The 16,078-nt window shown below is 65.5% G+C and carries 16 protein-coding genes and 1 tRNA gene; 16 read left to right on the top strand and 1 reads right to left on the bottom strand.

Annotation, left to right across the window (positions count from 1 at the left end; translation table 11 throughout):
• Nucleotides 1-23 precede the first annotated feature (23 nt).
• The 3 genes from pssA to A3AG_RS0110930 all read left to right on the top strand — a co-directional run bounded on the left by pssA (nt 24) and on the right by A3AG_RS0110930 (nt 3,393).
• Nucleotides 24-905, top strand: coding sequence for a CDP-diacylglycerol--serine O-phosphatidyltransferase (pssA, locus tag A3AG_RS0110920; RefSeq protein ID WP_018005433.1), 882 nt, complete (start codon nt 24-26; stop codon nt 903-905).
• Between the two features lie 119 nt (nt 906-1,024).
• A complete protein-coding gene (gene lysM / locus A3AG_RS0110925; protein WP_018005434.1) occupies nt 1,025-1,528 on the top strand; it encodes a peptidoglycan-binding protein LysM in 504 nt (167 codons plus the stop codon).
• Between the two features lie 323 nt (nt 1,529-1,851).
• A complete protein-coding gene (locus tag A3AG_RS0110930; protein ID WP_018005435.1) occupies nt 1,852-3,393 on the top strand; it encodes a 2-isopropylmalate synthase in 1,542 nt (513 codons plus the stop codon).
• Between the two features lie 124 nt (nt 3,394-3,517).
• On the opposite strand, the gene A3AG_RS0110935 is transcribed toward A3AG_RS0110930, so the two are convergent.
• Nucleotides 3,518-4,048, bottom strand: coding sequence for a hypothetical protein (locus A3AG_RS0110935; RefSeq protein WP_018005436.1), 531 nt, complete (start codon nt 4,046-4,048; stop codon nt 3,518-3,520).
• A 205-nt stretch (nt 4,049-4,253) separates the two neighbouring features.
• Here A3AG_RS0110935 and A3AG_RS0110940 point away from each other — a divergent pair, with 205 nt between their 5' ends.
• The 13 genes from A3AG_RS0110940 (at nt 4,254) to nuoF (ending at nt 16,076) form a co-directional block, all read left to right on the top strand.
• Nucleotides 4,254-5,510, top strand: coding sequence for a branched-chain amino acid ABC transporter substrate-binding protein (locus A3AG_RS0110940; RefSeq protein WP_018005437.1), 1,257 nt, complete (start codon nt 4,254-4,256; stop codon nt 5,508-5,510).
• Nucleotides 5,511-5,670: 160 nt separating this feature from the next.
• Nucleotides 5,671-5,940, top strand: a complete 270-nt coding sequence (gene rpsO, locus A3AG_RS0110945) for a 30S ribosomal protein S15 (RefSeq protein ID WP_010809136.1) — start codon at nt 5,671-5,673, stop codon at nt 5,938-5,940.
• A 443-nt stretch (nt 5,941-6,383) separates the two neighbouring features.
• On the top strand, nt 6,384-8,558 hold the full coding sequence (gene pnp, locus A3AG_RS0110950; RefSeq protein ID WP_018005438.1) for a polyribonucleotide nucleotidyltransferase: 2,175 nt from the start codon (nt 6,384-6,386) through the stop codon (nt 8,556-8,558).
• Between the two features lie 144 nt (nt 8,559-8,702).
• Nucleotides 8,703-9,707 carry an NAD(P)H-quinone oxidoreductase gene (locus tag A3AG_RS0110955; protein WP_018005439.1) on the top strand — a complete coding sequence of 335 codons (1,005 nt, stop codon included), beginning with the start codon at nt 8,703-8,705 and terminating at the stop codon, nt 9,705-9,707.
• 69 nt (nt 9,708-9,776) lie between these two features.
• Complete coding sequence (gene tpiA / locus A3AG_RS0110960) at nt 9,777-10,520, top strand: triose-phosphate isomerase (protein ID WP_018005440.1); 744 nt, start codon at nt 9,777-9,779, stop codon at nt 10,518-10,520.
• A 51-nt stretch (nt 10,521-10,571) separates the two neighbouring features.
• A complete protein-coding gene (gene secG / locus A3AG_RS0110965; protein ID WP_018005441.1) occupies nt 10,572-10,946 on the top strand; it encodes a preprotein translocase subunit SecG in 375 nt (124 codons plus the stop codon).
• Nucleotides 10,947-11,133: 187 nt separating this feature from the next.
• Nucleotides 11,134-11,218: transfer RNA gene (locus A3AG_RS0110970), tRNA-Leu, on the top strand.
• Nucleotides 11,219-11,384: 166 nt separating this feature from the next.
• Entirely contained in the window at nt 11,385-11,744 is a 360-nt protein-coding gene (locus A3AG_RS0110975; RefSeq protein ID WP_010809131.1) for an NADH-quinone oxidoreductase subunit A, read from the top strand.
• Nucleotides 11,745-11,750: 6 nt separating this feature from the next.
• Complete coding sequence (locus tag A3AG_RS0110980; RefSeq protein ID WP_011297145.1) at nt 11,751-12,233, top strand: NuoB/complex I 20 kDa subunit family protein; 483 nt, start codon at nt 11,751-11,753, stop codon at nt 12,231-12,233.
• 1 nt (nt 12,234) lies between these two features.
• Nucleotides 12,235-12,834 (top strand): NADH-quinone oxidoreductase subunit C, encoded by a 600-nt coding sequence (locus A3AG_RS0110985; RefSeq protein ID WP_018005442.1) that lies wholly within the window; start codon nt 12,235-12,237, stop codon nt 12,832-12,834.
• A gap of 9 nt (nt 12,835-12,843) precedes the next feature.
• The gene (locus A3AG_RS0110990; protein WP_018005443.1) at nt 12,844-14,097 is read left to right on the top strand and encodes an NADH-quinone oxidoreductase subunit D; all 1,254 of its coding nucleotides are present in this window, start codon (nt 12,844-12,846) and stop codon (nt 14,095-14,097) included.
• A 184-nt stretch (nt 14,098-14,281) separates the two neighbouring features.
• The gene (gene nuoE / locus A3AG_RS0110995) at nt 14,282-14,779 is read left to right on the top strand and encodes an NADH-quinone oxidoreductase subunit NuoE (RefSeq protein WP_026164101.1); all 498 of its coding nucleotides are present in this window, start codon (nt 14,282-14,284) and stop codon (nt 14,777-14,779) included.
• Nucleotide 14,780: 1 nt separating this feature from the next.
• Nucleotides 14,781-16,076: an NADH-quinone oxidoreductase subunit NuoF gene (gene nuoF, locus A3AG_RS0111000; RefSeq protein WP_018005445.1), complete on the top strand. Its 1,296-nt coding sequence runs from the start codon at nt 14,781-14,783 to the stop codon at nt 16,074-16,076.
• Nucleotides 16,077-16,078 lie beyond the last annotated feature (2 nt).

Below are 16,078 nucleotides of genomic sequence, written 5' to 3' on the forward strand. Positions count from 1 at the left end.
CGGCGGCCTGACGGAGGACTGTGATGGTTGCCTTCCATCGACGTAACAAGCGCAGCAACGGCGGCAACGTGACCCACCTGCGGCCGTTCCGCCACAACCAGCTGCGCGGCGCCGACGACGGCTTCGACGACGAAGCCGCCGACGACCAGGACATCGCCTACCAGCGCCCGCGCCGGCGCGGCATCTACCTGCTGCCCAATGCCTTCACCACCGCGGCGCTGTTCGCCGGTTTCTTCGCCATCGTGCAGGCGATGAACATGCGCTTCGACGCGGCTGCCATCGCCATCTTCGCTGCCATGGTGCTCGATGGCATGGACGGGCGCGTGGCGCGCATCACCAATACGCAAAGCGCGTTCGGCGAGCAGTATGACTCGCTCTCGGACATGACCTCGTTCGGCGTCGCGCCGGCGCTGGTGATGTACGAATGGATCCTGCACGACCTGGGCAAGTGGGGCTGGATCGCAGCCTTTGTCTACTGCACCTGCGCGGCGCTGCGGCTGGCGCGTTTCAACGCCAATATCGGCGTCATCGACAAGCGCTTCTTCCAGGGCCTGCCGAGCCCGGCCGCGGCGGCGCTGGTGGCCGGCTTCGTCTGGCTGGTGATCGACAACAAGCTGCCGGTCAAGGAACTGTGGATGCCGTGGGTGGCGTTCGGCATCACGCTGTACGCGGGGCTGTCGATGGTGTCCAATGCGCCGTTCTACAGCGGCAAGGCGCTCGACGTGCGTTACCGCGTGCCGTTCGGGATGATGGTGCTGGTCCTGGTGCTGTTCGTGGTGGTCTCGACCGATCCGCCGGTGGCGCTGTTCGGGCTGTTCGTGGCCTACGCGATCTCGGGCTATGTGCTGTGGGCCTGGCGGGCCATGCATGGCAAGCCGGCGATCGAGAAGAAACCGCGGGAATAAATCGACAGAAGGGCGCCCAGGCGCCCTTCATGCATTGCGGAATTCACCATTGTTTTCATGCCGCGGCCATCCGTCCGTGGCACTCTGCAGTGTTTTCCACCCACCGTCAGGAGGATGTCATGGGCATGTTCGACTTCATCAAGGAAGCGGGAGAAAAGCTGTTCGGCACCGGCGAGGCCAAGGCTGCGCAGGCAGCGGCCGCGGCGGACGCATCGGCGGAGAAGGTCGATGCCGCCAATCGCGCCGCCGGCGACGCGATCGAGGCGTATATCAGGAAGATGGGGCTGGACGCAACCGGGTTGATGGTGCAGGTCGATGGCTCGCGGGGCCTCGTTACCGTGTTTGGCGTGGCACCCGACCAGGCCACGCGCGAGAAGATCATCCTGTGCGCGGGCAATGTCGAGGGCGTCGACAAAGTCGAGGACAAGATGTCGGTCAACGTCGAGTCGGCCGAGTCGCAATGGCATACCGTGGTCAAGGGCGACACGCTGTGGGCGATCGCGCAGGCCGCCTACGGCAACGGCGCCGAGTACAACAAGATCTTCGAGGCCAACCAGCCGATGCTGAGCCACCCCGACAAGATCTATCCGGGGCAGAAGCTGCGCATTCCGCCCAAGGGCTGAGCCAGCGCCGGCGCGTGCGGCAAAACCCTGTGTTGCGCGTGCGCGCCAAGTCCGCTATAGTCGCAGCCATGATTTCGCGCCAAGTCCTAATCGCCCGCACCACCCTAGGTGGCCTACTAGGCCATCAGGTCGGGACGCGCGCGCGCTAAGGACGGACTTACCCCTTAGCGCGGAATCCGCAAGGAATTTTCCAACGCCCCGGCCTGCTCCATGCACGCCGGGGCGTTTTGCATTCCACAGCCGTGGAGCGCGGAACAGGCGGTAAAGCCCCGGACGCAGCATGCCGGGGACAGCACACCATAAGCAATCAGGAGCTCCACACCATGTCTGACAAACTCATCATTTTCGACACCACCTTGCGTGACGGCGAGCAGTCGCCCGGCGCCTCGATGACCCGCGAGGAAAAGATCCGCATTGCGCGCCAGCTGGAACGCCTGAAGGTCGATGTGATCGAGGCCGGCTTCGCCGCGAGCTCCAACGGCGACTTCGAGGCGATCCGCTCGATCGCGCAGGTGGTCAAGGATTCAACCATCTGCTCGCTGGCGCGCGCCAACGACAAGGACATCGCCCGCGCCGCCGAGGCGCTCAAGCCCGCCAACTCGTTCCGCATCCACACCTTCATCGCCACCTCGGCGCTGCACATGGAGAAGAAGCTGCGCATGACGCCGGACCAGGTGTACGAGCAGGCGCGGCTGGCGGTGCGCTTTGCGCGCCAGTTCACCGACGACATCGAGTTCTCGCCGGAAGACGGCAGCCGCTCGGACATGGACTTCCTGTGCCGCGTGCTCGAAGGCGTGATCGCCGAGGGCGCCACCACCATCAACCTGCCCGATACCGTCGGCTATGCCGTGCCGGAAGGCTATGCCGAGCTGATCCGCTCGGTGCGCGAGCGCATTCCCAATTCGGACAAGGCGGTGTGGTCGGTGCACTGCCATAACGACCTGGGCATGGCGGTGGCCAATTCGCTGGCGGCGGTCAAGCTCGGCGGCGCGCGCCAGATCGAATGCACCATCAATGGCCTGGGCGAGCGCGCCGGCAACACCAGTCTCGAGGAAGTGGTGATGGCGGTGAAGACGCGCCGCGACTATTTCAACCTCGACGTCGGCGTCGATACCACGCAGATCGTGCCGGCGTCCAAGCTGGTGTCGCAGATCACCGGCTTCGTGGTGCAGCCGAACAAGGCCGTGGTCGGTGCCAACGCCTTCGCGCACGCCTCCGGCATCCACCAGGATGGCGTGCTCAAGGCGCGCGACACCTACGAGATCATGCGCGCCGAAGACGTGGGCTGGACCGCCAACAAGATCGTGCTGGGCAAGCTGTCAGGCCGCAATGCCTTCAAGCAGCGCCTGCAGGAACTGGGCATCGAGCTCGACAGCGAGAGCGAGGTCAACGCCGCCTTCACGCGCTTCAAGGAGCTGGCCGACCAGAAGGCCGAGATCTTCGACGAGGACATCATGGCCATCGTCTCGAACGAGGCCCAGCATGACGCCAACGAACACTTCCGCTTTATCTCGCTGTCGCAGCGCTCCGAGACCGGCGAGCGTCCGCATGCGCGTGTGGTGTTCAGCATGGACGGCCAGGAGCAGAGCGGCGAGGGCGAGGGCAACGGTCCGGTCGACGCCACCCTGCATGCGATCGAATCGCGCGTGGCCAGCGGCGCCGAGATGGTGCTGTATTCGGTGAACGCCATCACCGGCGGCACCGAGGCCCAGGGCGAAGTCACGGTGCGCCTGTCCAAGGCCGGCCGCATCGTCAACGGCGTGGGTACCGACCCGGATATCGTCGCGGCTTCGGCCAAGGCCTACCTGGCCGCGCTGAACAAGCTGCACGACAAGGCCGTGCAGAAGATCAACCCGCAGATCTGACCCCGACTCCTGCGCAGACGGCGGAAGGCCTACCCAGCCTGAACGTACGGACCAGGCCCGCCATTCCCGACCCGGGGATGGCGGGCTTTTTCATGGGCACGCAGCGGGGTACACCGCATGCGCGTCAGAAAAAGCGGCGCTCGTCGGGGTCGTAGAGCGGATCGGGCGTGATCTGGGTCCGGCGCAGCACGCCGGCATCGTCGAAATAGAAGTGGAACAGCGACGGCCAGACATCTTCGTGGAGGAAGCGGTAGGACCAGACCTCGTTGCGCATGCGCGGGTAGTAGCTGACCGGCAGCCGCGTCATGCCGAAGTGCTCGGCCACGTCGCGCTTGGTCCAGGTGTTGACCTGCGCCTTGTACAGCTCCGGCGTCGACAGCATGTTGCGGAACACGGTCAGGTTGCCGTTGCGGTCGAAGTCGGCGCCGTAGGCATACTGGCCCATCGGCTGCTTCGAGTAGATCCAGCGCATGGTGCCGTCGCGCAGCGGGAACACATCGGTGGGCGGCCCGAACATGGCCTGTACCGCGCCTTGGGGCTGGCCCACCAGCCGGTTGCCTTCCTGCACCGGCATCAGCGTGGCGCAGGCCGACAGCATGGCGACGCCCAGCGCCAGCACGAGGCGGCGCACACCCTTGGCGATGATGGAATGCATGGCTGGACCTCGATCGATGGATGGGGTGTCGATACCGCAAGTGTAGTGCGGCGGCGGGCGGTGTGTGCCTCGGACGCTGCTTTTGTGCGGATCTGCCGATAAACCGGGCAGTTCTCCTGGAATTGGCGCTGCGGGTGCGGTCCGCGCCGCGATTTGCCCGCAACCGGACGGTGCCTTACTATCCAGCGCTTTCCAGGAGAGACGAATGACGGTTGCGGCGCGGTGGCGGGGATGGCTGGGCGGGTTGTTGCTGGTGGCAGCGGCGGGCGCCTCGGCACAGGAGCCGATCCGGCTGGGCATGATCGACGGCCTGTCCGGTCCCTTCGCCAATGCCGGCGAAGCGGTGGCGCGCAACCTGCGCCTGGCGATCGAGCGCATCAACGCGCGCGGCGGCGTCAGGACCGCCGAAGGCGCACGGCCGCTGGAGCTGGTCACCTTCGACAGCAAGGGCAATGTCGATGAAAGCCTGATCCAGCTGCGTGCGCTGACCGACAAGCGCATCCCGTTTGTGCTGCAAGGCAACAGCTCGGCGGTGGCGGGGGCGCTGGTGTCGGCCATCAACCGCCATAACGCCCGCCAGCCGGACGCGCGCGTGCTGTTCCTGAACTATTCGGCGGTCGATCCCAGCCTGACCAACGAGAACTGCAGCTTCTGGCATTTCCGTTTCGATGCCAGCGCCGACATGCGCATGCAGGCGCTGACCGAAGTCATCCGCCAGGACCAGGCAGTGCGCCGCGTGTACCTGATCGACCAGGACTACAGCTTCGGCCACCAGGTGGCGCGTTCGGCGCGGGAGATGCTGGCGGCGCGCCGGCCCGACATCCAGATCGTCGGCGACGACTTCCACCCGATCGGCAAGATCAAGGACTTCGCGCCCTATATCGCCAAGATCAAGGCCAGCGGGGCGGACGCCGTCATCACCGGCAACTGGGGCAACGACCTGACGCTGATGGTCAAGGCCGCGCGCGAGGGCGGGCTGCGGGCCAAGTTCTATACCTTCTATGGCAATGGCCTGGGCGCGCCGGCGGCGATGGGCGATGCCGGGGTCGGGCGCGTGCTGGCGGTGGCGGAGTGGCATCCCAACGTGGGCGGGGCGGCGTCCGACGCGTTCTACCAGGAATTCCGCGCGCGCTATCCGGAGCCGAAGGACGACTACGTCCACCTGCGCATGCAGATGATGGTCGAGATGCTGGCGCGCGCGATCACGCAGGCGGGCTCCACCGACGCGGTCAGGGTGGCGCGCGCGCTGGAGCACATGCGCTACGTCAACGACTTCCACGAAGCCACGGTCCGGGCCGACGACCACCAGGTGCTGCAGCCGCTGTACGTGTCGGTGATGGAGCGCCAGGGCGGCGCGGTGCGCTTCGACAACGAGGGCTCGGGCTATGGCTTCCGCACGGTGCGCAAGCTCAAGGCCGCGCAGACCACGCTGCCGACCACCTGCAGGATGGAACGACCGTGAGCGGCGCGGCGCCGGGTACTCCTGCACCGGCTTTTCGGCTATAATCCGCGGCTGTCGTTACCTGGCCCCGGTCCGGTGGCGGCAATAGCCAGTCAATTACATGGCACGACGCATGCGGCGCATCCCGCGCTGTGGCGTTCGCAAGTGAAAGGAAATCATCATGGCAGTCGCCGATATCAACAAGTCCGAAGTCATCAAGCAGTTCGCACGTGGCGCCAACGACACTGGCAGCCCCGAAGTGCAAGTGGCCCTGCTGACCACCCGCATCAACGAACTGACCCCGCACTTCAAGGCCAACATGAAGGATCACCACAGCCGCCGCGGCCTGCTGCGCATGGTGAGCCGTCGTCGCCGCCTGCTGGACTACCTCAAGTCCAACGATGCCGACCGTTACCGCGCCCTGATCGAAAAGCTGGGTCTGCGCAAGTAAGGTTGCGTCCGATGGCAGCGCGATTCCAGGGTTTGCACGGTTTCGCGTGAGGCCTCGATGCCTGCTTCAGCACTGCTGGGCAGGCATTTTGCATTTCTGGCGGGGAAGAATCCATGCCGCCAGGGTGCGGGCTGTATATGGAGTGATTTTCGCTTCACGCCCCCCGGGCCATGTCGATGGCGCGGGCGCCGTTGCGGCAAGCCGCGCAACGGAGTAAGTTGTTCTTTTTTATCCAACACCCGGGATCGGGCAAGGAAACAGGGCTTTGTGTCATTCCAGCACGGCATCGGCGATGCCGGTGCCGCGCTGGAATGGCATAGCACTTCCCTGCGACCGCGACCGGCAACCCGGCAGTTTGCCTGCGGCTGAGAACGCAGGCGTCGCCGGCCGCGCGCGTGTCATTGCGTAGATCGCGCGGCCAGCACGCAAGTCAAGGAATGCACATGTCCATGTTCAACAAGGTCGTCAAGGAATTCCAGTGGGGCCAGCACACGGTCCGCATGGAAACCGGCGAAATCGCCCGCCAGGCCGGCGGTGCCGTGCTGGTCGATGTGGAAGACACCGTGGTGCTGGCGACCGTGGTCGCCGCCAAGAGCCCGAAGCCGGGCCAGGACTTCTTCCCGCTGACCGTCGACTACATCGAGAAGACCTACGCCGCCGGCAAGATCCCCGGCGGCTTCTTCAAGCGCGAAGGCCGTCCGTCTGAAAACGAGACCCTGACCTCGCGCCTGATCGACCGTCCGCTGCGTCCGCTGTTCCCGGAAGGCTTCTACAACGACGTGCAGGTGGTCGTGCACGTGGTCTCGCTGAACCCGGAAGTCCCCGCCGACATCCCCGCGCTGATCGGTGCCTCGGCCGCGCTGGCCGTGTCGGGCATCCCGTTCAACGGCCCGGTGGGGGCCGCGCGCGTGGGCTACAAGGATGGCCAGTACCTGCTTAACCCGACCCGCTCGCAGATCGCCACCTCGGACCTGGACCTGGTGGTCGCCGGCACCGAGCGCGCCGTGCTGATGGTCGAATCGGAAGCCAACCAGCTGTCCGAAGACGTGATGCTGGGCGCCGTGGTCTATGGCCACGAGCAGATGCAGACCGCCATCAACGCCATCCATGAACTGGTGCGCGAAGGCGGCAAGCCGGAGTGGGACTGGGCCCCGGCGGCCAAGAACGAGCCGCTGATCGCCAAGGTCACCGACGTCGCGCTGCCGCTGCTGCAGGAAGCCTATCAGCTGCGCCAGAAGTCGGCGCGCAGCCAGAAGCTGAAGGAAGTGTCGGCCAACGTGGCCGCCGCGCTGGCCGAGGCCGGCGTCGAAGCCGACAAGGTGGAAGTCGGCAATATCATGTTCGACCTGGAAGCCAAGATCGTGCGCGGCCAGATCCTGAACGGCGAGCCGCGCATCGACGGCCGCGACACCCGCACCGTGCGCCCGATCGAGATCCGTTCGTCGGTGCTGCCGCGCGCGCACGGCTCGGCGCTGTTCACCCGCGGCGAGACCCAGGCGCTGGTGGTGGCCACGCTGGGCACCAAGAGCGACGAGCAGATCATCGACGCGCTCGCCGGCGAGTACCGCGACCGCTTCATGCTCCACTACAACATGCCCCCGTTCGCCACCGGTGAAACCGGCCGCGTGGGCAGCCCCAAGCGCCGCGAAATCGGCCACGGCCGCCTGGCCAAGCGCGCACTGATCCCGGTGCTGCCGAAGGAAGATGAATTTGCCTACACCATCCGCCTGGTGTCGGAAATCACCGAGTCCAACGGTTCGTCGTCGATGGCTTCGGTGTGCGGCGGCTGCCTGGCACTGATGGACGCCGGCGTTCCGGTCAAGGCGCACGTGGCCGGCGTGGCCATGGGCCTGATCCTGGAAGGCAACAAGTTCGCGGTGCTGACCGACATCCTGGGCGATGAAGATCACCTGGGCGACATGGACTTCAAGGTGGCGGGTACCGATAACGGCATCACCGCGCTGCAGATGGACATCAAGGTCCAGGGCATCACCAAGGAGATCATGCAGGTCGCGCTGGCGCAGGCCAAGGAAGGCCGCCTGCATATCCTGTCGAACATGCAGGAAGCGATGGGTCACGCCCGCACCGAGCTGTCGGCGCACGCGCCGCGCATGATCACCATGAAGATCCATCCGGACAAGATCCGCGAAGTGATCGGCAAGGGCGGCTCGACCATCCAGGCGCTGACCAAGGAAACCGGCACCACCATCGACATCCAGGAAGACGGCACCATCACCATCGCCTCGACCTCGACCGAAGGCATGGCCGAAGCCAAGCGCCGCATCGAGGGCATCACCGCGGAAGCCGAAGTGGGCAAGATCTACGCCGGTACCGTGCTGAAGCTGCTGGACTTCGGCGCCATCGTCAACATCCTGCCGGGCAAGGATGGCCTGCTGCACATCTCGGAAATCGTCAACGAGCGTGTCAAGGACATCAAGGACTGGCTGAAGGAAGGCCAGCAGGTCCGCGTCAAGCTGATCCAGGCCGACGAGAAGGGCCGCCTGCGCCTGTCGCTGAAGGCCGCGCTGGCCGAAGAGGGCGGCAGCATCAGCCCGATCAACGCTGGCGAAGGCGCTGCCCCGGCGGCACCGGCCGGCGGCTCGGAACAGCAGCAATAAGCGGGACAGCGTGTCCCAGCGGCGCCGCCGGAAGGCGGCGCCGCGGAAAAACGGCCGGGCGATGCCCGGCCGTTTTTTTGTTTACACTGCGGCAACCCATCGAGCCAAGGCTCACACCGAGCAAAAGACAAGGAGCAAACAAGCATGCAAGCCATCGAGATCCGCGAATACGGTGCCCCCGAAGTCCTCCAGCTGACCGAGCGGCCCGATCCGGTGCCCGCCGCGGGCGAGGTGCTGATCCGCGTGGCGGCCGCCGGCGTGAACCGGCCGGACGTGTTCCAGCGCACCGGCAACTATCCGGTGCCGCCCGGCGCATCGGACCTGCCTGGCCTGGAAGTGGCGGGCGTGGTGGTCGGCGGCGACCTGGCGCATGCCGACAACCGCTTCGGTCTCAAGGTGGGCGACCGCGTCTGCGCGCTGGTGCAGGGCGGCGGCTACGCGCAGCTGTGCACTGCGCCGCTGGCGCAGGTATTGCCGGCTCCGGACGGCCTCAGCGACATCGAGGCCGCGGCGCTGCCGGAAACCTTCTTCACGGTGTGGAGCAATGTGTTCGACCGCGGCTACCTGGGCCAGGGGCCGCGCGGCAAGGACGAAACGCTGCTGATCCAGGGCGGTTCCAGCGGCATCGGCACCACTGCGATCCAGATCGCCAAGGCGCTCGGCTACAAGGTATTCGTCACCGCCGGCACCGATGAAAAATGCAAGGCCTGCGAAGACCTCGGCGCCGACCGCGCCATCAACTACAAGACCCAGGACTTCGTTGCCGAAGTGGCGGCGCTGACCGGCGGCAAGGGCGTCGACGTGATCCTCGACATGGTCGCCGGCCCCTACCTGGCGCGCGAGCTCAAGTGCATCGCCGACGATGGCCGCATCGTCATCATCGCGCTGCTGGGCGGCGCCAAGGCCGAGATCCCGCTGGGCGACATCCTGCGCCGGCGCATCACCGTGACCGGCTCGACGCTGCGCCCGCGCCCGGCGTCGTTCAAGGGCAAGATCGCCGCGGCGCTGCACGAGCAGGTGTGGCCGCTGCTGGCGGCCGGCAAGATCAAGCCGGTGATCCACCAGGTGTTCCCGGCCGCGCAGGCGGCCGACGCGCACCGGCTGATGGAGTCGAGCGAGCATATCGGCAAGATCGTGCTGACCTGGTAAATCGGCGGGCGTAGCGCCTTGCCCCTGCCACACGCTACAATAGCGGGTTTGATTTGGGAGGGGCACCTCGTGAGACAAAAGCTCGTCATCGGCAATTGGAAGATGCACGGCAGCCTGGCTGCCAACGCGGCACTGCTGGAAGGCATCCAGGCTGGCGCCGGTGTGACCGGCGCGACGCTGGCGGTCTGCGCGCCGTTCCCCTATCTTGCACAATGCCAGGCGCTGCTGAATGGCTCCAAAGTGGCATGGGGTGCACAGGACGTGTCCGCGGAGGCGCGCGGCGCCTTCACCGGCGAAGTCGCGGCATCCATGCTGGGCGAGTTCGGCTGCACCTATGTGCTGGTCGGCCACTCCGAGCGCCGCACCTACCATGGCGAGACCGACCAGGCCGTCGCCGCCAAGGCGCTGCGGGCACTCGAGTTCGGCATCGTCCCGGTGGTGTGCGTGGGCGAGACCCTGGCCCAGCGCGAGGCGGGCGAGACCGAGGCCGTGGTCGGCCGGCAGCTGCAGGCGGTGCTGGAAGCGCTGACGGTGGAGCAGCTGGGTCGCGTGGTGCTGGCCTATGAGCCGGTGTGGGCCATTGGCACCGGCAAGACCGCCACCAGCGCGCAGGCGCAGGCGGTGCATGCCTTCCTGCGCGGCCAGGTGGCCGCGCGCGACGCGGGCGTGGCCGAGCGCATGGCAATCCTGTACGGCGGCAGCGTCAAGCCCGACAATGCGGCCGAACTGTTTTCGATGACCGATATCGACGGGGGCCTGATTGGCGGCGCCTCGCTCAAGTCGGAAGATTTTCTCGCGATCGGCAACGCCTGAATGCCGGCCGTTCCGATCGACCGATCAGGCAAGTAAGCTTATTTAAATCAAATGGCAATCTTCAAGACTTTGTTGGTGGTGCTGCAGGTGTTGTCGGCGCTGGGCGTAATCGGCCTGGTGCTGATCCAGCATGGCAAGGGCGCCGATGTGGGCGCGGCCTTCGGCTCGGGCGCCTCCGGCAGCCTGTTCGGCGCCACCGGCTCGGCAAACTTCCTGTCGCGCACCACCGCCGTGCTGGCCACGCTGTTCTTCGTCTGCACGCTGGCGCTGACGCTGCTGGGCAATTACAAGCCCGCCGCCTCGCTGGGCGTGATGGGTGCGGCGCCGGCCTCGGCACCCGCCGTGGCCGGTGCCTCGGCAGCCGCCGCAGCCCCGGCCGCCGCCGCGGACGCCTCGGCGCCGGCAGCCCCTGCAGTACCGAAATAATCCGTTTGCCTTGCGGCGGATTCCTGAGTTTTTTTGCAGTTGTGCGTTGAACAAAGCAAGAAATTTGGGTTAGAATGCAAGGCTTGAAACGATTCCCCAGCGAGGGGTTCCGCGCAAAGACGAAAGCCTCTGCAACGGACCTGAAGGGCCTGAAAACCCGGCGCCAGGCAATATTGTTTCTCCCCCAGCCGACGTGGTGAAATTGGTAGACACGCTATCTTGAGGGGGTAGTGGCGAAAGCTGTGCGAGTTCGAGTCTCGCCGTCGGCACCAAACAACTTGATCGGAGTCCCTGGCCGGGCAATGCACCCGCGCATGGGGCTCCGGCAGTCCGCAAGGCGGCGCGCCATGATTCTCGTGGCTTAGCGCCTGGGGTGGGCAACAGGACGCCGCTTCAGCTGGTGCTGTTGACAACATTCCAGATAAGGCTGGCCGTACCTTGAATCTCGAAGCCTACTTCCCCGTTCTCATCTTCATCATCTTCGGTGTCGTGCTTGGCGTGGCACTGATGTCGATCGGTCGGATCCTCGGTCCGAACAAGCCCGATCCCGCGAAGCTGTCTCCGTACGAGTGCGGCTTCGAAGCGTTCGAGGACGCGCGCATGAAGTTCGACGTGCGCTATTACCTCATCGCCATCCTGTTTATCCTGTTCGATCTCGAAACCGCCTTCCTCTTTCCCTGGGGTGTTGCCCTGAGGGATATCGGCTGGCCGGGTTTCATCGCCATGGGCGTGTTTCTGCTGGAATTCATCGTGGGCTTCGTCTACATCTGGAAAAAGGGCGCGCTCGATTGGGAGTGATGTGAAATGGCAATCGAAGGCGTTCTCAACGAAGGCTTCGTCACGACTACCGCTGACAAGCTGATCAACTGGACCCGCACCGGGTCGCTGTGGCCGATGACCTTCGGCCTGGCCTGCTGTGCCGTGGAAATGATGCATGCCGGCGCGGCGCGCTACGACCTGGACCGCTTCGGCGTGGTGTTCCGCCCGTCGCCGCGCCAGTCGGACGTGATGATCGTGGCCGGCACGCTGTGCAACAAGATGGCCCCCGCGCTGCGCAAGGTCTACGACCAGATGGCGGAACCGCGCTGGGTGATCTCGATGGGCTCGTGCGCCAACGGCGGCGGCTACTACCACTATTCGTACTCGGTGGTGCGTGGCTGCGACCGGATCGTGCCGGTGGACATCTACGTGCCTGGCTGCCCGCCGACGGCCGAGGCGCTGATCTACGGCGTGATCCAGCTGCAGAACAAGATCAAGCGTACCAACACCATCGCGCGCAAGGGCTGAAATGGCGAAGCTCGACACCCTGAAGGCCGCGCTCGAGAAGGCTCTCGGCAAGCGCGTGCAGAAACTGATCGAGGCGACCGGCGAACTGACGCTGGTCGTCAAGGCCGAAGACTACCTCGAAGCTGCCCGCATCCTGCGCGACGAACCCTCGCTGCGCTTCGAGCAGCTGATCGACCTGTGCGGCGTGGACTATTCCGAATTCGGCGACGGCGCCTGGGACGGCCCGCGCTTTGCCGCCGTCTCGCACCTGCTGTCGATCACCCACAACTGGCGCCTGCGACTGCGCGTGTTCGCCCTGGATGACGATTTCCCGGTGGTGGCCAGCCTGATCGACGTGTGGAACTCGGTCAACTGGTTCGAGCGCGAAGCCTTCGATTTCTACGGCATCGTGTTCGACGGCCACCCGGACCTGCGCCGCATCCTGACCGACTACGGTTTCGTCGGCCACCCGTTCCGCAAGGACTTCCCGGTTTCCGGCTTCGTCGAGATGCGCTACGACCCCGACCAGAAACGGGTCATCTACCAGCCGGTCACGATCGAGCCGCGCGAACTCACGCCGCGCGTGATCCGCGAGGACAAGTACGGCGGCGTGGAGTACTGAGAACGCGTCATGGCAGACATCAAGAATTACACCCTGAACTTCGGCCCGCAGCACCCGGCCGCGCACGGCGTGCTGCGCCTGGTGCTGGAACTGGACGGCGAAGTCATCCAGCGCGCCGATCCGCATATCGGCCTGCTGCACCGTGCCACCGAGAAGCTGGCCGAGCAGAAGACCTGGATCCAGAGCGTGCCGTACATGGACCGCCTCGACTACGTGTCGATGATGGTCAACGAGCACGCCTACGTGATGGCGATCGAGCGCCTGCTGGGCCTCGAGGTGCCGGTGCGCGCGCAGTACATCCGCGTGATGTTCGACGAGATCACCCGCATCATGAACCACCTGATGTGGATCGGTGCGCACGCTCTCGATGTGGGCGCGATGGCGGTGTTCCTGTACGCCTTCCGCGAGCGCGAAGACCTGTTCGACATGTACGAGGCGGTGTCGGGCGCGCGCATGCACGCGGCCTACTACCGTCCGGGCGGCGTGTACCGCGACCTGCCTGACACGATGCCGCAATATCGCGCGTCCAAGGTACACAACGAGCGCGCCATCAAGGCCATGAACGAAGCGCGTTCGGGCTCGCTGCTGGATTTCATCGAGGACTTCACCAACCGGTTCCCGAAGTACGTCGACGAATACGAGACGCTGCTGACCGACAACCGGATCTGGAAGCAGCGCCTGGTGGACATCGGCGTGGTCAGCCCGGAGCGCGCGCTGCAGATGGGCTTTACCGGTCCGATGCTGCGCGGCTCGGGCATCGAGTGGGACCTGCGCAAGAAGCAGCCCTACGAGGTGTACGACAAGCTGGACTTCGACGTGCCGGTGGGCGTGGGCGGCGACTGCTACGCGCGCTACCTGGTGCGCGTGGAAGAGATGCGCCAGTCCAACCGCATCATCCGGCAGTGCGTGGACTGGCTGCGCCGCAACCCGGGCCCGGTGATCACCGAGAACCACAAGGTGGCGCCGCCCTCGCGCGTGGACATGAAGTCCAACATGGAAGAACTGATCCACCACTTCAAGCTCTTCACCGAAGGCATCCACGTGCCCGAAGGCGAGGCGTACGCGGCGGTGGAACACCCCAAGGGCGAGTTCGGCATCTACGCGATCTCGGACGGCGCGAACAAGCCGTACCGCCTGAAGATCCGTGCCCCCGGCTTTGCCCACCTGGCCGCGCTGGACGAAATGGCCAAGGGACACATGATTGCTGACGCGGTAACGATCATCGGCACGCAAGACATCGTCTTCGGCGAGATCGACCGCTAATCACGGACCGCCGGCCCGGACGACGATCCGGGCGCTTTCCGAGGGGCTCCGCCGGGCGGAGCGGCCCGGAAGACCCGCGGCGGACCGGCACGGCCTCAGGCCCGCCGGCGGAACGGCAGCGACGGCTGCAAACCTGCGGAGAGACGCCCGGTGGCGCTGTCTCCGGCGTTTTACTGCAATGACCATGCTATCAGCAGAAGCTCTCAAGGAAATCGATCGCGCGATCGCGAAGTATCCGGCCGACCAGAAGCAGTCGGCTGTGATGGCGGCGCTTGCCGTGGCGCAGGGCGAGGTGGGCTGGGTTTCCCCCGAAGTCATGCAGTTCGTCGCCAACTACCTCGAGATGCCGCCCGTGTGGGTGGAAGAGGTGGCGACCTTCTACAACATGTACGACACCAAGCCGGTGGGCAAGTACAAGCTCACCGTCTGCACCAACCTGCCGTGCGCCCTGTCGGGCGGCGAGCGGGCTGGCGATTACCTGAAGCGCAAGCTCGGCATCGACTACAACGAAACCACCGCGGACGGCTGCTTCACGCTGAAGGAAGGCGAGTGCATGGGCGCCTGCGGCGACGCCCCGGTGATGATCGTCAACAACACCCGCATGTGCAGCTGGATGAGCGACGACAAGCTCGACGCCCTGGTCGAAGAGCTCAAGGCCGAGGCTGCCAAGGGGGGCAAGTAACATGACCTGTCTGCACGACCGCCATATCCAGCCGCTGATCCTGGCCGGCCTGGACGGCAAGAACTGGCACCTGGAAGACTACGTCAAGCGTGGCGGCTACCAGCAACTGAAGCGCATCCTGACCGAGAAGATCCCGCCCGAGCAGGTGATCGCCGACGTCAAGGCCTCGGGCCTGCGCGGCCGCGGCGGCGCGGGCTTCCCGACCGGCCTGAAGTGGAGCTTCATGCCGCGCACCTTCCCGGGTCAGAAATACCTGGTCTGCAATACCGATGAAGGCGAGCCTGGCACGTTCAAGGACCGCGACATCATCCGCTACAACCCGCACTCGCTGATCGAGGGCATGGCCATCGGCGCGTACGCGATGGGCATCACCGTGGGCTACAACTACATCCACGGCGAGATCTGGAACGAATACAAGATCTTCGAGGAAGCCCTCGAAGAAGCGCGTGCCGCGGGCTTCCTCGGCGACAACATCCTGGGCTCGGGCTTCAGCTTCCAGCTGCACGCCCACCACGGCTACGGCGCCTACATCTGCGGCGAGGAAACCGCGCTGCTGGAATCGCTGGAAGGCAAGAAGGGCCAGCCGCGCTTCAAGCCGCCGTTCCCGGCCAGCTTCGGCCTGTACGGCAAGCCGACCACCATCAACAACACCGAGACCTTCGCCGCGGTGCCGTTCCTGCTGGCGGTCGGCCCCGAGAATTACCTGAAGATGGGCAAGCCGAACAACGGCGGCACCAAGATCTTCTCGATCTCGGGCGACGTCGAGCGTCCCGGCAACTACGAGATCCCGCTGGGCACGCCGTTCGCCAAGCTGCTGGAACTGGCCGGCGGCATGCGCGGCGGCAAGCGCATCAAGGCGGTGATCCCGGGCGGCTCGTCGGCGCCAGTGGTGCCGGGCGACCTGATGATGGCGTCCGACATGGACTACGACTCGATCGCCAAGGCCGGCTCGATGCTGGGCTCGGGCGCGGTGATCGTGATGGACGAGACGCGCTGCATGGTCCGCTCGCTGCTGCGCCTGTCGTACTTCTACTTTGAGGAATCGTGCGGCCAGTGCACGCCGTGCCGCGAAGGCACCGGCTGGCTGTACCGCATGGTCAATCGCATCGAACACGGAGAAGGGCGCCAGGAAGACCTGGACCTGCTCAACAACGTCGCGGAAAACATCATGGGCCGCACCATCTGCGCGCTCGGCGATGCCGCGGCGATGCCGGTCCGCGGCATGCTCAAGCACTACTGGAAAGAGTTCGAATATCACGTCGAACACAAGCAGTGCATGGTTCCGGCCTACATCTAAGC

Origin of the sequence: Cupriavidus neocaledonicus (genome assembly GCF_000372525.1) — a bacterium.
GTDB classification, from domain to species: Bacteria; Pseudomonadota; Gammaproteobacteria; order Burkholderiales; family Burkholderiaceae; genus Cupriavidus; species Cupriavidus neocaledonicus.

Coding starts and splice junctions, on each gene's coding strand:
- pssA (WP_018005433.1), top strand. CDS start 24: ATGGTTGCCTTCCATCGACGTAACAAGCGCAGCAACGGCGGCAACGTG.
- lysM (WP_018005434.1), top strand. CDS start 1,025: ATGGGCATGTTCGACTTCATCAAGGAAGCGGGAGAAAAGCTGTTCGGC.
- A3AG_RS0110930 (WP_018005435.1), top strand. CDS start 1,852: ATGTCTGACAAACTCATCATTTTCGACACCACCTTGCGTGACGGCGAG.
- A3AG_RS0110935 (WP_018005436.1), bottom strand. CDS start 4,048: ATGCATTCCATCATCGCCAAGGGTGTGCGCCGCCTCGTGCTGGCGCTG.
- A3AG_RS0110940 (WP_018005437.1), top strand. CDS start 4,254: ATGACGGTTGCGGCGCGGTGGCGGGGATGGCTGGGCGGGTTGTTGCTG.
- rpsO (WP_010809136.1), top strand. CDS start 5,671: ATGGCAGTCGCCGATATCAACAAGTCCGAAGTCATCAAGCAGTTCGCA.
- pnp (WP_018005438.1), top strand. CDS start 6,384: ATGTCCATGTTCAACAAGGTCGTCAAGGAATTCCAGTGGGGCCAGCAC.
- A3AG_RS0110955 (WP_018005439.1), top strand. CDS start 8,703: ATGCAAGCCATCGAGATCCGCGAATACGGTGCCCCCGAAGTCCTCCAG.
- secG (WP_018005441.1), top strand. CDS start 10,572: ATGGCAATCTTCAAGACTTTGTTGGTGGTGCTGCAGGTGTTGTCGGCG.
- A3AG_RS0110980 (WP_011297145.1), top strand. CDS start 11,751: ATGGCAATCGAAGGCGTTCTCAACGAAGGCTTCGTCACGACTACCGCT.
- A3AG_RS0110985 (WP_018005442.1), top strand. CDS start 12,235: ATGGCGAAGCTCGACACCCTGAAGGCCGCGCTCGAGAAGGCTCTCGGC.
- A3AG_RS0110990 (WP_018005443.1), top strand. CDS start 12,844: ATGGCAGACATCAAGAATTACACCCTGAACTTCGGCCCGCAGCACCCG.
- nuoE (WP_026164101.1), top strand. CDS start 14,282: ATGCTATCAGCAGAAGCTCTCAAGGAAATCGATCGCGCGATCGCGAAG.
- nuoF (WP_018005445.1), top strand. CDS start 14,781: ATGACCTGTCTGCACGACCGCCATATCCAGCCGCTGATCCTGGCCGGC.